The sequence below is a fragment of the Allobosea sp. UC22_33 genome (assembly GCF_042700715.1).
Taxonomy (GTDB): domain Bacteria; phylum Pseudomonadota; class Alphaproteobacteria; order Rhizobiales; family Beijerinckiaceae; genus Allobosea.
This window is the reverse complement of sequence record NZ_CP170556.1, coordinates 1,331,499-1,346,742: the sequence shown is the minus strand read 5'-3', so window position 1 is coordinate 1,346,742 and position 15,244 is coordinate 1,331,499. Positions and strand designations below refer to the sequence as shown.

Genomic DNA, 15,244 nt, shown 5'->3' with positions numbered 1-15,244 from the left:
GACGCCAGAGCAAGGCAGGCCGACGGGCGGGGCAGGCCAATCGGTGAACAATTGCGGCGGAACTGTGTTGACCCAGGGCCGGCATCGCCAGCGATGCCGCGGCAGAGGGAGACTATCGATGAGCGATACCACGCTTGGCGCGCAGGTCGGCACCGGTCAGCCAGCCGCCGCAGAACCGAGCCTGCACCGTGTCATGGGGCCATGGCTGCTGCTGCTCTTCATCGTCGGGGACATCCTGGGCACGGGCATCTATGCCCTCACCGGCCAGGTCGCGAACCAGGTTGGCGGCGTCGTCTGGCTGCCCTTCCTCGTCGCCTTCGCCGTCGCGATGGTGACGGCCTTCAGCTATCTCGAACTCGTCACGAAATACCCGCAGGCCGCCGGCGCCGCGCTCTACACGCACAAGGCGTTCGGCGTGCATTTCATCACCTTCATCGTCGCCTTCGCGGTGATGTGCTCGGGCATCACCTCGGCCTCGACCGCCTCGCGCGCCTTCGCCGCCAACATGTCCAGCGCCTTCGGGCTCGGCCTCTCCGGCGGCTGGGGCATCACGCTGATCGGGCTCGGCTTCATGGCGCTCGTCGCGATCGTGAACCTGCGCGGCGTCGGCGAGAGCGTGAAGGCCAATGTCGTTCTGACCTGCGTCGAGCTTACCGGCCTCCTGATCATCATCACCATCGGCATGATGGCGATCGCGGCCGGACAGGGCGACGTCTCCCGCGTCATGCAGTTCAAGACGACGGCCGATGGCGGGATGTTCTGGCCGGTGATCGCCGCGACGACGCTGGCCTTCTTCGCGATGGTCGGCTTCGAGGACTCGGTCAACATGGCCGAGGAGACCAAGGACCCGAGCCGCATCTTCCCGAAGATCCTGCTCATCGGCCTCGCCATCACCGGCGTGATCTACGTGCTGGTCTCGATCTCGGCGATCACGCTCGTCCCGCCGGAACAGCTCGGCGAGGGCGAGACGCCGCTGCTCAAGGTGGTGCAGGCAGGCGCGCCGAACTTCCCGATCTGGATCTTTGGCTTCATCACCATGTTCGCAGTCGCCAACAGCGCGCTGATCAACATGCTGATGGCGAGCCGGCTGGTCTACGGCATGAGCCGCGAGCATGTGCTGCCGCCGGTGCTCGGCAAGGTCCACGCCACAAGGCGCACGCCCTATGTGGCGATCGGCTTCACCACCCTGCTCGCCTTCGCGCTGATCACCTTCGTCGGCGAGGTGCCGGCGCTGGGCGGCACGACCGCGCTGCTGCTGCTCTGCGTGTTCACCGTCGTCAACATCGCCGTGCTGGTGCTGCGCAAGGATACGGTCGACCATGACCATTTCCGTACGCCGACCTTCCTGCCGGTCATCGGCGCCCTCTCCTGCGCCTTCCTGGCCGGTCCCTGGACGGGGCGCGCCTCGGTCCAGTACACGATCGCCGGCGTGCTGATCGGCGTTGGCGTGCTGCTCTGGGTCGTCACGGTCATCGTCAACCGCAAGACCGGCACCGCCGTGAGCGATCCGCTGATGGAGGATATCGGCGGCCGCGGCCCGGTCAACTGAGCGCCCTGCCGCAACGAAAAAGGCCGGCGATCGCTCACCGGCCTTTGCTTATCCTGAAGCGCGGTTATCCACGCGGCATCACAGCGAGTGGCCGCGCTTGCGCATCTCCTGCGAGAAGCGGTCGAACAGATACTGGCTGGTCTGCAAGGTCCAAGGCTGCAGGACGCTGAAAAGATCGTCCATCGCCTCGCGTCGCATCGCATTGTAGCGCTGACCAACCGGAGACTTGAAAAAGCCGGCGACCTCCTTGAGATCCGCCTCGTTCATCTTCCGGGCGAAGACCTCGGCGGCCGTCTTGGTCATCTCGTCGATGCGCTTGTCGGCTTCCGGCTTCAGCGCGGCGATGACGGCATCGGAGTCCTTCTTCATCTCCGGCCGGGTCGCGAGGAGCTCCTGCACGTTCTTCTCGAACTCGGTGAAGATGCCCGTGAAGGTCAGCGTGATGCCGGTCAGCTCCGCGACCTCGCGCGCCACCTGGAGGTGGCTCGGCGTCAACGCAGGCGCGGGCGCCGGCGCCTGGGCGAAGGCGGGAGCTGCGCAGGCAAGCGCCAGACCTAGGGCAGCCTGGGCGAGAAAACGACGGATCATGCGTGGAAACCCCTTTATCAGCGAACCGCCATCGGAGCGCGCGATTGCACCACCGACAGCGATGGACCGGTCATTGTGGCGCGTTCCTTAGCGTGGATTGCGCCGGAATGGAATCATTCGATCCTGCCGAGGAGCTTGAGGCCGTCGGCCCCGGCCAGGATGGCGCCGGTGGCCAGCCCGATGAACAGGCCGTGCTCGACGACGCCGGGCACGATGTTCAGGGCCTGCGCCAGCAATTCCGGGCGCGCGATCGTGCCGAGATGCGAGTCGAGGATGTAATGCCCGCCATCGGTGACGAGCGTCGTGCCGTCCGCCCGCTGGCGCAGCGTGAGCTCCCCTTCGGCGCCGGAAGCGGCGATCGCGGCGGCCACCGCCCGGCGCGTCGCCTCGAGACCGAAGGGCACGACCTCGATCGGCAGCGGGAAGCGCCCGAGAGTCTGCACCAGCTTGCCGTCATCGGCGATCACGATCATGCGGGTGGAGGCCGCCGCCACGATCTTCTCGCGCAGCAGGGCCGCGCCACCGCCCTTGATCAGGCGCAGCTGCGGATCGACCTCATCGGCACCATCGACGGTGAGATCGAGCTCCGGGGTCTCGTCGAGCGTCGACATCGGGATGCCCAGCGAAACGGCCTGGGCTTGCGTAGCCTCGGAGGTCGAAACGCAGAGCACCTCGAATCCCTCCGCGACCTTGGCGCCGAGCAGGTCGACGAAATGCTTCGCGGTGGAGCCAGTGCCGAGTCCGAGCCGCATGCCCGGCCGCACGAGCTCAAGCGCGCGAGCGGCAGCCTGCTTCTTCAGGTCGTCGGCATTCATGAGGGTCCGTCCGGCTCAGGATGTGGAAAACGCCCGCCGTCCAGGCCGGACGACGGCGCTCTCCTGCCCCGCAAGGCCGTGCGAGTCCAGCGCGCCGAAGCGTTCGGACGTCATTTCGTCTGGGGCGTGCACACTGTCTTGTCGTCGAAGACGTAGCAGATGCTCATCTCGCCGGTGCGGATATTGACCCGGAAGATGCCGCCCTCCTTCTCGTGGCGCGACGGCATCAGGCCGTAATCGCTGGGCGCCTGCGGCCCCGCTCCCTCGCCCGAGGGGAAGCAGACGGTCAGGCCGACGCCGCCCTCCTTCAACTGGAACTGGCAGGCGCCGACCTCGCCCGTCGCCTTGTCGATCCGGTAGACGCGGTTGAGATCGTTCTGCGGCGCAGGCGCGAATTCGAAGGGCCCGGCCCAGGCCGGCGCCGCGCCCGCCATCGCGAGCCCCGCTCCGAGCATCAGCCCTGCGATTCCAGCCCGTCTTCCCGTGAATGTCGACATGATGATCTTCCCTGCCGCCGGCCGCGCGACGAATCGCGCGCACGATACCATCTCGCGCGGCAATTTTGGGGAGGCGCGCGCGGGGGACTTGCCAGCCCGACCGCAACGACCTCTAACCGAATCGCGCCCGCCCGAATCACTCCAAAGGTTCCGACCATGAGTCTGCCCCCGATCGTCGTCTTCGATCTCGACGGAACGCTCGCCGAGACCGCGCCGGACATCATGCGGGTCCTCAACCTGATCCTCGTGCGCGAGGGGTTGGCGACGCTGCCCCTGGAACGGGCGCGCGAGCTTGTCGGCGCGGGCGTGCGCGTCCTGATCGAGCGCGGCTTCAAGGTCTCGGGCCGGCCGCTCGATCCGGACACGCTGGAGCGTCTCTTCCTGGAGTTCATGGATATCTATGCGCAGGACACCGCAGGCAGCAGCCATCTCTTCGACGGCGTGCTCGGCGCGCTCGATGCACTGGCGGGCGAAGGCTATGCGCTCGCGGTCTGCACCAACAAGCCGGTCCTGCACACGAACCTGATGCTGGCTCATTTCGGCATCGCCGATCGCTTCGCGGCGGTCGCCGGGCGCGACAGCTTCCCCTATTTCAAGCCGGACCCGCGTCACCTCACCCTGACGATCGCGGCGGCGAAGGCCGATCCGGCGCGGGCGGTGATGATCGGCGATTCCCGCACGGATATCGCGACGGCGCGCGCCGCCGGCATCCCGACGATCTGCGTACCCTTCGGCTATACCGACGTACCGATCGAGACGCTGGAGCCGGATCTGGTGATCCAGCATTTCGACGAGCTGCACGGCGCCGTCGGCCGCGTGTTCAAATCTCCTCCCCGGACGTCCTTGACGGCATGAGGCGCGCCGACTAGGAGAGGCCGGGTCCGGGCGATTAGCTCAGCGGTAGAGCACTCCCTTCACACGGGAGGGGTCACAGGTTCGATCCCTGTATCGCCCACCATTTTTCCGGACTTTCCCAAATCTCCTGGCGCACCAGCGTGCGAACATGCGCGCTCATGTGGGGGAAATCTGGGGGACGTTTGTTCCCGCCGCGGTCTGCCCTTCGCCCCTCTCCCCGAGGAGCGCGCGCCATGGGTGAGCGGGGACGGGAAGGGCGGCAAGCTCAGGTCGACCGCCGTGTGATCGATCTTCGTTCGCAGGCCGCCGCCAAGTTCGCGGAAGCCGCTCGCGTTCGCGGCACGGTCAATGACAGTCCCGCGTTCTGGCCGGCGATACCCAGCGGAAGCGCGAAGAGGTCATTGCCGCATGTGACGTGAAGCCGGGCGATCTGGTCGACACCACACTTTACGGTGTCCGGCGCGTGCTCAGGGTCAACCGGAAGACCGTGGCGGTTGAAGGCGGCCTCAGCCCACTGACCGTCTGCAAGAGCTTCATCACTCCCGCGCCGGAAGCCTCCGCATGATCGCCTGGCCCGGCCCCCTCCTTTACCCTCCAGTCGGCATGATTGCCGTCACGCACGGCGGCAGCCGCATCGAGGTATGGCCCAACGAAAGCGAGTCGGGAGACTGCTTCACGGGTCCTTGCTGGCCGATGGCCGCACCTATGCGCAGCGCGCCGTCTTCGACCTGAGCTGCATGTGGGACCGCTTTGCCATTGACCACGTCGAAGAGCCGAACGAAAGCGATCTGCCGCTGCTCGGCTTCGCCCCCACCCCCACCGGGGAGGCCTCCGATGTCTGAGGGGCTCAACACAGAGCTGGTGTCGCGGCTTCGGAAGCTGAAAGTCGGGGACGATCACCCTTCGAATCAATCTCTCGGCGAAGACGCAGCCGACGCCCTAGAGTCGACCTCCCGCGCCCTGAGCGAGAAGGAGGGGGAGTACGAAGACCTGAAGATCAAGCTCGCTCTGGCCGGGCCGCTCTACAGCGCACGACAGCTTCAGCCGAAACTCGACGAAGCCCTAGCCGCCCTCAAAGCCTCCGAAGAAAGGGAAGCCAAGCTTATTCGGAAGTTGGCATCCGCGCGATTCCGGCCAGAGTCTAGCAGCGTGCGTGCCCTTAAATGGTCCGTGAAGCGCTTTCAATGGAAGGATGGTCGCACTGCTGAGACGGTCTTCTCCGTCGTCCAGATCGCCAAGATACTCGGCTCGGAACAGATGGTTGGGCTGGAATACATGATCCTAGTCCCTGACCGCCATGGCCTCTGCGAGGTCGTGCTTGGCTCGAAGATCATCGCCTCGCGCGGCAGCGAGGATGAAGCCAGGTCAGCAGCGCAGCAAGACTACGAGCAGCGCATTCACTGCTGCTTGGCTCTGGAGAACGGCCCTGCCGCGCTCGCGGATGCCACAAAAAAAGATTCAGGGACGGAACAGAGGGAGGCGAGCGTATGAGCACCCCTCTCTACCCCCCGCCGCGCAGGGGACGGTGGCTCGGGCGTGGATGCGTCGGTGGGCTTTCGACAATATCGATGTGATGACGTTGAAGAAGGCCGACCGGCCACAGGGCTGGGCTACTTCGCCGTAACCGTAGATAAGTTGCTGCCCGATGACGTTCCGCTGTCTGCCCCACCCCCTGAAGCCTTGCCGGCGAGCGGGGTGGAGGCACTGCTTCGGCGCATCCATTTCATTCTCAGCGTTCGCAAGGTTGACGCGACCGCTCTCGGCTCGGACGTATGGGAGGACAGCGCCGGCTGGCCTGAATCGCGCCCGTTCACCGACGTACTTTGTGATGAGATCATCGCCGCCCTCACCTCTGCCCCAGCCCCGGAGGATCGGACGTGAGCACCTTCGAGAAGGCTGTCGAAGACGGCATGTGCTCCGGCCTAGAAAAGGTCTGGACCGACCAGTGCGACGGTCGTGGCGATCCTGAAGAGCGCGGCCCCATGCGAAGCCGCCCGCCATGATCCATTCGAACAGGCGGTTCGAACTGTACGGGCCGGCCGACGGCCGCGCCGGCGCGATCATGCGCCCGCCTTCCATCCGCAAGCGCCCGCACCGCGTGCGTTATGGGCATCGACCTGACGCTGCGTTTCCGGCGTATCCTCAGACGGCGCGCCCCGGATCGGGCTGAAGATCCGGCAGCCGTCAATCACGGTCGAACTGCATGACGCGAGAGCGATCCCCGCGCAGCACGCGCCCAGTTTCTTCCCGAGCGCCATCGGCTGCCTCCTGTTGCTTCCGTTCGATCTCGATGAGCGCGCCCGCAGCACCCTCGCGGCGTTGCTGGCATCCATAGAGGCCCACGGCGATGAGAACGAGAAGGACCCACCCACGCCTGCCAGGGGATGCCCTTAACGAGCCTGGCCAGCCCCGCGCCGAGTTCAGCGAGCGCGATCAAGCCGTCACGCCCTGAGGAAGATCGAGCGCGTCAGCGCGTTCACGGGCCCGACGCGCCGCATACCAGCGGCAGCCAACGCCACCAGCGGTCATCACCACGCCGGTGATCACCAGAGTCGTGACGACATAACCGATCATGGTGGAGGCGCCGGCCAGCGGCTCAAGCTGCTGGCGCGCGGTCTCCAGCACGCCGGCCAGGGAACCGGAAGAGATACCGGCGCCGGTCGCGGCGTCGGCTCCGCCCTTCGCGGGCAAAGCCTTGGCCTGAGTCAGGCTCGCCTTGGCTTCGCCACCGATGAAGAACGTCGGCTTCGGGCCAACCGATCCTGTGGCCCATGCCTGCCCGATCTCCTGGACCTGCGCGACACGCCTGGACCATCCACCCTTGAACGTCTTCCAGATCTTGAGCGCCCTCATGAAGGCGAGGCGCCGTTCGAGGATCTGGGCGATGAGGAGGTCGTGATCGTAGTGGTTCTCGACTGCGGCGAGCGTCGCCTCTCCGATAACGCCGTCGATGAGGTTCATGCCGAGTGCCCGCTGAAGCCATTTCACCAACTGCGACGGGCCCGAATTGATCGCGCCGTCGAAGACGACGTAGTCGCCCCCCCTTTTGGCAGCTTGTCGCCTTTAATGACGTTCCAATACTGCTTGCGGTAGATCTCCTGGATCTCTGCCTCGCTGATCAGTCGAACAGATTGCTGCGGCAGGCCCCGACGCTCTCGATATGCGTCGTATACCCGTTGAGTGACCCCCTTCATGGTGGCGCCGCCCGGGTCGTCCTTGTGGTTCGAGAACCCGCCCTCGTGGGTCAGGGCGCGCGTCAGCGCCGGCGCAAAATTCTGCGCAGTCATAGTTCACTCCTGGGATTGCTTGCCGGACCGGCAGCCGCTTTACTCGCCGCGTCGGCCGCTAAGCGCCGTGGCTGGGAAGGAATTCAAGATGCTGAAGCTTGCTGTCGTCGCTGGCGCCGCAGCCATCGCTCTTGCGGGCTGCAACGAGAGTCGCCCTGGCGCCGCGCAGACCTCCGCGTTGCCGCACATGTCCGTCGCCTTCAATTGGTGCTCAGGCGCTTCGCCGTCGTTTAAGATCGGGCAGATCCCCACAGGGACGAAGTCGCTCCGCTTGAAATTGGTGGATCGCGACGTTCCAACCTGGAACCATGGCGGCGGAGACGTCCAAGTTGGCGGGCCAACGGCCAATGTTCCGTGCGGAGCGATCAGCGGCGCCTACAATGGCCCCAACCCGCCCGCCGGGCAGGTTCATACCTACGAATGGACTTTGACCGCCCTGGACGGCTCTGGCGCCGCCTTGGCGATCGGGACCGCCTCAAAGAAATATCCGCAGTAGCCTGACGCAGTCTTAGTCTGACGAGACCGTGAGAACGGCCCGTGCGAAGTCGCGGGCCTCCTCCGGCGTGAACTCCGCCACGATATGATCGAGCACCTTAACCTCGACATATTCGGGACCGCAGACCGCGGTCAACGACACGCGCCAGTCATACTGAGGGGTGCCGCCAGACATATCGAAGCGCATGCTTCCCGCTGATGACGAAACGAGGTGCTCTCGGTCGCTCGTTCTAAACGGGAACGTGGTCGGCACCTGACCACTAGTTCGATAACCCGCGACCAGCATACTTAAAGGAACGCGATAAGACCCCCCAAAGTGCACCGACGACAATCTCGGCGCGCAGCCAATCCATCGCCCGAAGCGGTCGAGAAAGGGCGTTAGAGGCGACGGTAGCGAAGGCAGCGAAGCCCGGAGCTGCTATGGCCATCACGCCGGGCAGAACGAAGAGCAGCCACACGTTGGCGAGGCTCAGCATGGACTTGGCTGCCCCATAGATGAGTGGTGGGTTCAGGCTTTGGCTTTTTTCCGCCTGCGCTTTAAACAGCGCCGATGTGGCACAGCTTCAAGCAGATCATCAAAAGCACGAGCGGCCTGAACGACGTGGTTCTCCACGTAATCCTTGGAGCTGCGATCTTCATCGCTCTCCTGTTCGTCCTTAGGCGACCAGTCCTTGCCTTCGTCCTGACGGCGACCATTCAGGTCGCGAATGAGATCGTCGATCTCTTTGAGGATGCCACAGGGTCCGGCCTTGCTGGGTCGATCGCAGATGCCTTCTGGACGCTAATCGTGCCTGCCGGCCTGCTGTTGGCGTCAAGGCTGCGGGCGCTCCCCCGAGCATAATGCTTGGGTGATTTCGGCACGATGCCGGTCATTCGATCGGATGACGCAACGAAAGCCCGGCCGTGCAGTTCATTGCATTGAGGTCTGGCTCCGCCTCAACCGCCCGCTTGGAGGGGCTGGCCCGGCTCATCCGAAAGGGTGGCCGGGTTTCTCTTCATCACGCAAGCGCTCCGTAACCGTATGTCGGGTTCATTCCGCCGCTGGCCATGAGCATTGTTCAGGCCAGCCGCTCGTAAGCGCCGGCAGCCGAGGCAGTTGCGCTTCGGGCATTGCCGGCGAGGTCGAAGGGCAGCGGTGACGAAACCACCATGCCGATGCACGGCGAACCGGCTTGCAGCCGATAGTCGCCACCACCCGCGCCAGCCACAGGGCCGGCGGTGACCGCCTTCGGATCGACGAACAGCGGATCATTCCGAACCGTCGTGCTCGTGCCGATATTGGACTTCAGGCCGGCATACTCCTGGCCCTCGTTGGCGGAATTCGCCGCGAACTGGCTGAACACGCCACGGCAGCCGGTACCGAAGGTGATCTGCCAGGCGCCTATGCGATTGACGCTATCCGCGTTGAGGTTGGCTGATTGGCTGCGACGGTGGGCGCGTTGTTCTCAATCTCCACCGCCGGCTCGAAGATCGCCATTCCATAAGAGAGGACCTCGGCAGTGACCGCGCCCGCGCTGATGTCGACGATGGTCGATTCCCCGAGGATCAGAAAGGGCTGGACGATCTCGGAGCCAGGAACGAACGGGATGACGCCAGCCCCCCCGGCCCGGCCCCGCATCCGCCATAGCGTGTCATGGCCAGTCGGCCGTGATCGTCAACGCATCGATCGCGAACACGAGTTGGTCACCATCACCGATGGGCACGACGCCGTCATGTCAGCGTGCCAGAGCATGTTGCCCGAGGTCAGCGCGTCGAACAGAGCCCAATGCGTGATCGTGCCTCAGGCGCCGCCGACGGCGGTAAAGGTCTTCGCCGTTGAGTTCCTGGCGGTCATGACGCCGTCTACTGCTGCGGCGGCGGCGAAAGCGGTCGACTGGCGGGCATAACCGTTGCCGCTGACCTCGGTGCCGGGGCCAGCCTCGCCGGGATCGGCCGTGAAGAGCGCGAGATAGACGGTGCCCGGCATCGTATAGGCGGCGACGCCCAGCGAATGGTCGAGGAGCTTCTTTTCGAGATAGTCGGAGGCGGAGCCGGCCATGGGTAGATCCTTTCAGGCACGAAAAAGCCGCCCGAAGGCGGCGCGGAACTTGGATGGTCAGGATTCGTTCAGGTGTGGCGATTGATGATCGCGGCAGGAGGAAGGCCCCATGCGATATTCAGTTTTCGCCGCGGCACTGCTGTTCGGAACGGTGGCACCAGGCGCCTGGGCAATGCCGTTGCCTGAGATCCCGGCGTCGACCGATATCCATCGCGTTCAAATGGTTTGCACGCCGCAGAGCTGCATCGACCAGAGAACCGGTGTCTACACGCAGTCGAGCTGCAACTACCGAGGCTGCTGGCAATCAAGCGGTCCAGTCGGGCGACTGCCTGGATATGGCGGTGGCCCGGGCTACGGTCGCGGCCCTGGATATGGGCCGCCTCCAGGCTACGGCCCCCGACCCTATCGGCGCGGCTACGACCGCTGGTGAGTCGCTAGTTCCCCGGTCGCAGCAGAAGACTACGCTCTGACAGCATCGGGCGGCAGATAAAACGGTTGTCTGTTTACCCCCCGAGACGTACGCCGGCTGCCTTAAACGCCCCCGCCATCAGGCAAATCCCCCTCAACAAAGCCGGCTTTCCAAGCATCCCCCAAATGGGGGTGGAAAAAAATTGGAAATATTCTAGTTCGTAGGGTTATGCCCAATGTTGAGGCAGATGCGGGGGGCGCAAAAATTTCGAAGAGACATTTCGCGCTGGCCGTCGCTGCGCTGATCAGCATTGGCCTATGTGGGCTTGCACTCGAAAAATTCATGCTGCGGCCGCAGCGCCAAGCCGCAAAGATCGCTCGCCATCTCGATAAGGCAGAGGCCAACCGAAAACATGAGATGGCCAGAGAAGCCGAAGCGCTCTCGACGATTGATAACTATGCCTCGGAAGTCAGCGAAATCGACCCAGCGTCCAAGATCACCATCACGGACACCGCGTCTGCCAACGCCAGGCGTGCAGGCTTGATCCAGCAGATATTCGGCTCGACCACGATCGCCTCACCCAGCCCTGCCATCCGGCAGAATGACGTAGATCGTGCGAACACGGGCTGGGCGACCGCTGCGAACTTGGACACGATCGAAGAATGGCACGTCACGACGTCGCGCGGCTTCATTTCACGGCTCTATCGTTTCATGCCGACGAAATACCGCCAGTCCAGGCGCGGCAAGGGCGCGATGATCGTGGCGGCCGGGCATGGTCACGTTGGCAGCGAGCCACCGTATCAAGCGAGCATCCGCCATCTTGTCGCAAGGGGCTATGAGGTCTGGACGGTCGATATGCCGCTCTCCGGCCGCAACGCTGGTCCGGTGGTTGTCAGTGACCCGATCGTCGGCACCGTCCAAATCCGGAACCACGACGAACTTCAGGTTCTGAGCACCCCCGAATTCAATCCGCTGCGCATCTTCCTCGATCCCATCGCGGCCATCGTCGATGAGCTGGCCTCCCGCGGCATCACGAACGTCGGCATGCTCGGCCTTTCGGGCGGCGGATGGACGGTGACGCTCTACTCGGCCTTGGATACGCGCATCGTTGCTGCCTATTCGGTGGCGGGAACCATGCCGCATTATGCGCGGCCGTGGTCTCCTCCGAACAATGCCATTGGCGACTGGGAGCAGCGCGAGATTCCTAGCCTGGGGGTCGACTACCTGGACCTCTATGTTCTGGCCTCGCAAGGCGCGCGCTTTGTCAACATTCACAATGTACGGGACGATTGCTGCTTTGGTGGCTATGTCGCCGACCACTACTCGGAAGCCGTCGCCAATGTCGTCGAACACATCGGCGGACGCTATGATGCGGTGTTCGACGAGACGGCCGACGAGCACACGATCACCCTCTGGGCACACCGATGGGTGTGGTCGGATGTTTCGGCGATCTTTTAGCCAGGCGAACTTGGCGCGAAGGCGGCGTCGATCTCGGCCGTGGTCGTGATCGAACCCGCCTCGATCGCCGCCAACACGCCGGCCTCGATCACGAAGAGGTTGCGGACATGTTCGCGGGCTGCAATCGCCAGCGCGGGGAAATCGGCGTTCGAAACCGGCCGAAACTGACCATCCGCGAATTTCCAGCCGTCACCGTCGACGCGGACAGCCTGCGCGATCGCCTGGAGCTCGGATAGGATCTTCCCCTGGCTGCGATCATCGGTATGGAGCGGCCAGCCATTCCAGACAGTTCCGGCCTGTTCCCGCTGCCAGCGGAGATCAGCGGCATAGGCGACGAGCTTTAGAGTGGCCTCGGCCGCGATATCTGCCGTCGCCGCGGCCAAGCACCGCGACATTCGGTAGCTCATGGAACTGAGCGACTGGAAGCAGATCAGCATGGTCCAGCGCTACACCCATGTGAATGTCTCGAACCACGCTCCTTCCATCGCCGCACTGCCCGCGCTGGGGGATATCTGGGGGAGCACTTCTGACGACATCAAAATTCTTGAGAAGCAGCAGGAGGTTATCTGAATGTGCCCGCAACCTTCACACGGGAGGGGTCACAGGTTCGATCCCTGTATCGCCCACCATTTTTCCGGACTTTCCCAAATCCCGTGATGTGGCCGCGCGAAGCCGTGCTGCGCCCGGCCTCACTCGGCCTTGTCCGACGCTGCTCGCTCCAGGCTCGCCACGACCTCGTCGACACTCTCCTTCACGCCGAGCAGGAAATCCTTCCCGAAGGCGATGATCGTGTCAGCCGGCGCGCCCTTGAACTGGTAGACCACCGCCACCTGCTGAGGATTGACGTAAACGGGCTTCCCGTCGGCTGGCGAGGTGAATTTGCAGAGCTTCGGCATGATCGGCTTCGGTCCTGTGTTGCGGGAGTTCTGTCGAGAGGAACGCGGCATTGCGGCCAGCGCGTCCCCATGATGCTCCATTACTAAGCGACTTGCCCCAACGCAAAAGGTCCACGAGCGTATGTGCCTGTCGCAGAAGGCGACGTAGGCACTTCTGGACGCGGCCGGCCACTCCTTCAGCGCGAAACAATCGCCGCCCCATCGGGCGATGGCGCATCGCCCTTGCCGATGCGCGCGAGTTCCTCGCCGAAGCGGGCCGCGATCGGCAGGCGGAAATGCAGCGGATCCCAGTAATTGCCATCCTGCGTCGTGATCGGCGAGGCATGGGCATAGTCGACGACCGTCGCGCCATGGCGGCGGGCCAGTGCGGTGATATCGGCCTTGCACCGGGCATAACGCTGCGAGCCGGCCGAGCCCTCGCGCGGATAGGCGGCGAGATGGGCAGGCGGCAGCACCAGCATCACCTGCGTCGTCTTCGGGAAGGCGGCAATGCTCTCCTCCAGCCATGACAGGGCCGGGAAACGCCAGCCCGCGCTTTCGGCCGCCGCGATGGCGGCCGGCGGCGACAGAGGTGTCAGGTCGGCAACCACGCCGCCATGGCCCGCATAGATGTGGCCGCGCGCCCGGGCGAGGTCGTAGCTCGCTTCCGGCGGCGTGAAGACCTCGTAGCCGTCGCCGCGGATGCGCTCGCGCGACCAGCCGAGCCGATAGGCCATGAGCCGGCCGGCGATCTCCAGATTGGTCAGGTTGAGGAGCTTCGGCCAGTCGCCCCAGGCGACCTCGCGGGAGAGCCAGGCCGGCACCGGCCGCGGCGTCAGGCGCTTGGCCGCGTCGGTCGCATCGGCCTCGCACCAGGTCGTGTCGATGCCCCAGATCAAACGCTTCGGCGCCCGGACATGCTCGCGGAAGAGCTGCGCCATCTGCACCTGCTCCCAGGGCGTCGCCGCATTCATCGCGAGGTTGACGAAGCGGGCGTCGAGGCCGCGCGACAGAACGTCCGGATCCAGCAGGCGCATCGTCGAGGTGCCGACAACCGCCGCGTCGAAGCGCCCGGAGCGGACGAGCTGCGGATACATGAAGCGCTGGTTGATATCCATGATTGGCCGCGGCGCCTGCCCGGCATGAACACGCATGCCGAAGGGATCGAGCACCGCGACGAAGGCGAAGAGCAGGCCGGCGACGACCGCCGCCGCCGCCAGGAACCATCGCGACCACTGAATCCAGGCCTTCGCCATTCCGGCCTTCCGCTCCGACGAACCGAGGCGCAGCCGCTCCAAGAGCCGGCGGCTGCGCGGCGTCCTCTTCGCACAGGCCGGCGCCTCGTCACAACGCGAAAGGCGCGCTGCATGGCCGCAGGCATTCGAACATGGCAGAGAGGACGGATGATGCCGGGCCGCCTTCGCCGTTCGATTCACCTGCCGCAAGGGCTTGCAGCGCTGCTGCTCGCCTTCGCCCTGTCATGCCCTGCGCAGGCCGCGGAGGAGCCGATGCCGGCATCGTCAGGAATCCAGGACGCGCTGTGCCGCCTGATCGACGACGCGGCGAAAGCGCAAGGCCTGCCCGCCGCTTTCCTGACCCGACTGATCTTCCAGGAATCGAGTTTCCGGCCCGGCGTCACCAGCCCGGCCGGCGCGCAGGGCGTCGCCCAGTTCATGCCGGGCACGGCGCGCGAGCGCGGGCTCATCGACCCGTTCGACCCCGAGCAGGCGGTGCCCAAGGCAGCTCATTTCCTGGCTGAATTGCGCGACCGCTTCGGCAACTGGGGGCTCGCAGCCGCCGCCTATAATGGCGGGCCCAACCGCGTCGCGGGCTGGCTCGCGGCGCGCAAGGCCGGGCAGGCACGCTTCCTGCCGAGCGAGACCGAGAATTACGTGTTCGCCATTACCGGCCGGACGGCCGAGGACTGGGCCGACGAGGCGACCGACCGCGCCAATGGCGACGGGCGCTCGCCACCGATCCCATCGGCAACGCGCGATAAGGATGCGCAAGCGAGCTGTGCGCCGACGCTGGTCGCGATCCGGCAGTCGCGCCCTGCCCTGCCGGCGATCGCGGAAGCGCCCTTCGCGCCCTGGGGTGTCCAGCTTGCCGGCAATTTCTCGAAGGCGCGAGCGCTCGCCACCTTCCAGCGGGCCGGCGCCCGCCATCGCACGATCATCGGGGCGCTGCCGCCGATGGTGATCGGGACGCGGCTGCGCAGCCGCGGCACGCGCGCCTTCTACCGGGTGCGGCTGCCGGCCGCGACGCGCGCCGAGGCCATCGCCTTATGCCGGCGCATCCAGGCCGATCGTGGCGCCTGCGTCGTGCTGAGGAGCTGACGACCAGCGCCCGATGTTGCATGCGCGCAACGCAGCACGGCA

At 65.2% G+C, this 15,244-nt stretch carries 22 protein-coding genes and 1 tRNA gene; 11 read left to right on the top strand and 12 right to left on the bottom strand.

Going from position 1 to position 15,244, the window contains the following annotated elements:
- Positions 1-118 precede the first annotated feature (118 nt).
- Positions 119-1,549 carry an APC family permease gene (locus ACFJGT_RS06400; RefSeq protein WP_377847008.1) on the top strand — a complete coding sequence of 477 codons (1,431 nt, stop codon included), beginning with the start codon at positions 119-121 and terminating at the stop codon, positions 1,547-1,549.
- A 78-nt stretch (positions 1,550-1,627) separates the two neighbouring features.
- Here ACFJGT_RS06400 and ACFJGT_RS06395 read toward each other — a convergent pair whose 3' ends face one another.
- From ACFJGT_RS06395 to ACFJGT_RS06385, 3 genes are all read right to left on the bottom strand, one after another.
- Entirely contained in the window at positions 1,628-2,137 is a 510-nt protein-coding gene (locus tag ACFJGT_RS06395) for a DUF2059 domain-containing protein (RefSeq protein ID WP_377847006.1), read from the bottom strand.
- Between the two features lie 113 nt (positions 2,138-2,250).
- A complete protein-coding gene (gene rpiA / locus ACFJGT_RS06390; RefSeq protein ID WP_377847003.1) occupies positions 2,251-2,952 on the bottom strand; it encodes a ribose-5-phosphate isomerase RpiA in 702 nt (233 codons plus the stop codon).
- 110 nt (positions 2,953-3,062) lie between these two features.
- The gene (locus ACFJGT_RS06385; RefSeq protein ID WP_377847001.1) at positions 3,063-3,449 is read right to left on the bottom strand and encodes a hypothetical protein; all 387 of its coding nucleotides are present in this window, start codon (positions 3,447-3,449) and stop codon (positions 3,063-3,065) included.
- Between the two features lie 156 nt (positions 3,450-3,605).
- Between ACFJGT_RS06385 and ACFJGT_RS06380 the strand changes: the two genes are divergently transcribed.
- The 5 genes from ACFJGT_RS06380 to ACFJGT_RS06360 all read left to right on the top strand — a co-directional run bounded on the left by ACFJGT_RS06380 (position 3,606) and on the right by ACFJGT_RS06360 (position 5,795).
- Complete coding sequence (locus ACFJGT_RS06380; protein ID WP_377846999.1) at positions 3,606-4,304, top strand: HAD family hydrolase; 699 nt, start codon at positions 3,606-3,608, stop codon at positions 4,302-4,304.
- A gap of 28 nt (positions 4,305-4,332) precedes the next feature.
- Positions 4,333-4,407 (top strand) — tRNA-Val (locus tag ACFJGT_RS06375).
- A gap of 312 nt (positions 4,408-4,719) precedes the next feature.
- On the top strand, positions 4,720-4,869 hold the full coding sequence (locus ACFJGT_RS06370) for a hypothetical protein (protein ID WP_377846998.1): 150 nt from the start codon (positions 4,720-4,722) through the stop codon (positions 4,867-4,869).
- A 118-nt stretch (positions 4,870-4,987) separates the two neighbouring features.
- Positions 4,988-5,146 (top strand): hypothetical protein, encoded by a 159-nt coding sequence (locus ACFJGT_RS06365; protein ID WP_377846996.1) that lies wholly within the window; start codon positions 4,988-4,990, stop codon positions 5,144-5,146.
- Complete coding sequence (locus ACFJGT_RS06360; protein WP_377846994.1) at positions 5,139-5,795, top strand: hypothetical protein; 657 nt, start codon at positions 5,139-5,141, stop codon at positions 5,793-5,795. The genes ACFJGT_RS06365 and ACFJGT_RS06360 overlap by 8 nt, the downstream gene beginning before the upstream one ends.
- 569 nt (positions 5,796-6,364) lie before the next feature.
- On the opposite strand, the gene ACFJGT_RS06355 is transcribed toward ACFJGT_RS06360, so the two are convergent.
- From ACFJGT_RS06355 to ACFJGT_RS06345, 3 genes are all read right to left on the bottom strand, one after another.
- Positions 6,365-6,562: a hypothetical protein gene (locus tag ACFJGT_RS06355; RefSeq protein WP_377846992.1), complete on the bottom strand. Its 198-nt coding sequence runs from the start codon at positions 6,560-6,562 to the stop codon at positions 6,365-6,367.
- Positions 6,563-6,737: 175 nt separating this feature from the next.
- A complete protein-coding gene (locus tag ACFJGT_RS06350) occupies positions 6,738-7,265 on the bottom strand; it encodes a hypothetical protein (RefSeq protein ID WP_377846989.1) in 528 nt (175 codons plus the stop codon).
- A gap of 23 nt (positions 7,266-7,288) precedes the next feature.
- Positions 7,289-7,591: a glycosyl hydrolase 108 family protein gene (locus ACFJGT_RS06345; RefSeq protein ID WP_377846987.1), complete on the bottom strand. Its 303-nt coding sequence runs from the start codon at positions 7,589-7,591 to the stop codon at positions 7,289-7,291.
- Between the two features lie 88 nt (positions 7,592-7,679).
- Between ACFJGT_RS06345 and ACFJGT_RS06340 the strand changes: the two genes are divergently transcribed.
- Positions 7,680-8,087, top strand: a complete 408-nt coding sequence (locus tag ACFJGT_RS06340) for a phospholipid-binding protein (RefSeq protein ID WP_377846985.1) — start codon at positions 7,680-7,682, stop codon at positions 8,085-8,087.
- Positions 8,088-8,099: 12 nt separating this feature from the next.
- On the opposite strand, the gene ACFJGT_RS06335 is transcribed toward ACFJGT_RS06340, so the two are convergent.
- On the bottom strand, positions 8,100-8,228 hold the full coding sequence (locus ACFJGT_RS06335; protein ID WP_377846983.1) for a hypothetical protein: 129 nt from the start codon (positions 8,226-8,228) through the stop codon (positions 8,100-8,102).
- 408 nt (positions 8,229-8,636) lie between these two features.
- On the opposite strand from ACFJGT_RS06335, the gene ACFJGT_RS06330 reads away from it, so the two are divergent.
- On the top strand, positions 8,637-8,927 hold the full coding sequence (locus ACFJGT_RS06330; protein WP_377846981.1) for a hypothetical protein: 291 nt from the start codon (positions 8,637-8,639) through the stop codon (positions 8,925-8,927).
- Positions 8,928-9,144: 217 nt separating this feature from the next.
- Here the strand turns inward: ACFJGT_RS06330 and ACFJGT_RS06325 are convergent, their stop codons facing one another.
- Together ACFJGT_RS06325 and ACFJGT_RS06320 are read right to left on the bottom strand one after the other, a co-directional pair.
- Positions 9,145-9,429 (bottom strand): hypothetical protein, encoded by a 285-nt coding sequence (locus ACFJGT_RS06325; protein ID WP_377846980.1) that lies wholly within the window; start codon positions 9,427-9,429, stop codon positions 9,145-9,147.
- Between the two features lie 437 nt (positions 9,430-9,866).
- Positions 9,867-10,124 (bottom strand): hypothetical protein, encoded by a 258-nt coding sequence (locus ACFJGT_RS06320; protein WP_377846978.1) that lies wholly within the window; start codon positions 10,122-10,124, stop codon positions 9,867-9,869.
- Between the two features lie 637 nt (positions 10,125-10,761).
- Between ACFJGT_RS06320 and ACFJGT_RS06315 the strand changes: the two genes are divergently transcribed.
- Complete coding sequence (locus ACFJGT_RS06315) at positions 10,762-11,991, top strand: hypothetical protein (protein ID WP_377846976.1); 1,230 nt, start codon at positions 10,762-10,764, stop codon at positions 11,989-11,991.
- Here ACFJGT_RS06315 and ACFJGT_RS06310 read toward each other — a convergent pair.
- Positions 11,988-12,386, bottom strand: a complete 399-nt coding sequence (locus ACFJGT_RS06310) for a DUF4376 domain-containing protein (protein ID WP_377846974.1) — start codon at positions 12,384-12,386, stop codon at positions 11,988-11,990. The two genes, ACFJGT_RS06315 and ACFJGT_RS06310, sit on opposite strands and share 4 nt — an antisense overlap.
- A 10-nt stretch (positions 12,387-12,396) precedes the next feature.
- On the opposite strand from ACFJGT_RS06310, the gene ACFJGT_RS06305 reads away from it, so the two are divergent.
- Positions 12,397-12,561: a hypothetical protein gene (locus tag ACFJGT_RS06305; RefSeq protein ID WP_377846972.1), complete on the top strand. Its 165-nt coding sequence runs from the start codon at positions 12,397-12,399 to the stop codon at positions 12,559-12,561.
- A 119-nt stretch (positions 12,562-12,680) separates the two neighbouring features.
- Here ACFJGT_RS06305 and ACFJGT_RS06300 read toward each other — a convergent pair whose 3' ends face one another.
- Entirely contained in the window at positions 12,681-12,887 is a 207-nt protein-coding gene (locus ACFJGT_RS06300; protein WP_377846970.1) for a hypothetical protein, read from the bottom strand.
- Positions 12,888-13,063: 176 nt separating this feature from the next.
- Complete coding sequence (locus tag ACFJGT_RS06295; RefSeq protein ID WP_377846967.1) at positions 13,064-14,122, bottom strand: hypothetical protein; 1,059 nt, start codon at positions 14,120-14,122, stop codon at positions 13,064-13,066.
- A 150-nt stretch (positions 14,123-14,272) separates the two neighbouring features.
- On the opposite strand from ACFJGT_RS06295, the gene ACFJGT_RS06290 reads away from it, so the two are divergent.
- Entirely contained in the window at positions 14,273-15,202 is a 930-nt protein-coding gene (locus tag ACFJGT_RS06290) for a lytic transglycosylase domain-containing protein (protein WP_377846965.1), read from the top strand.
- The last annotated feature ends 42 nt before the right edge of the window (positions 15,203-15,244 follow it).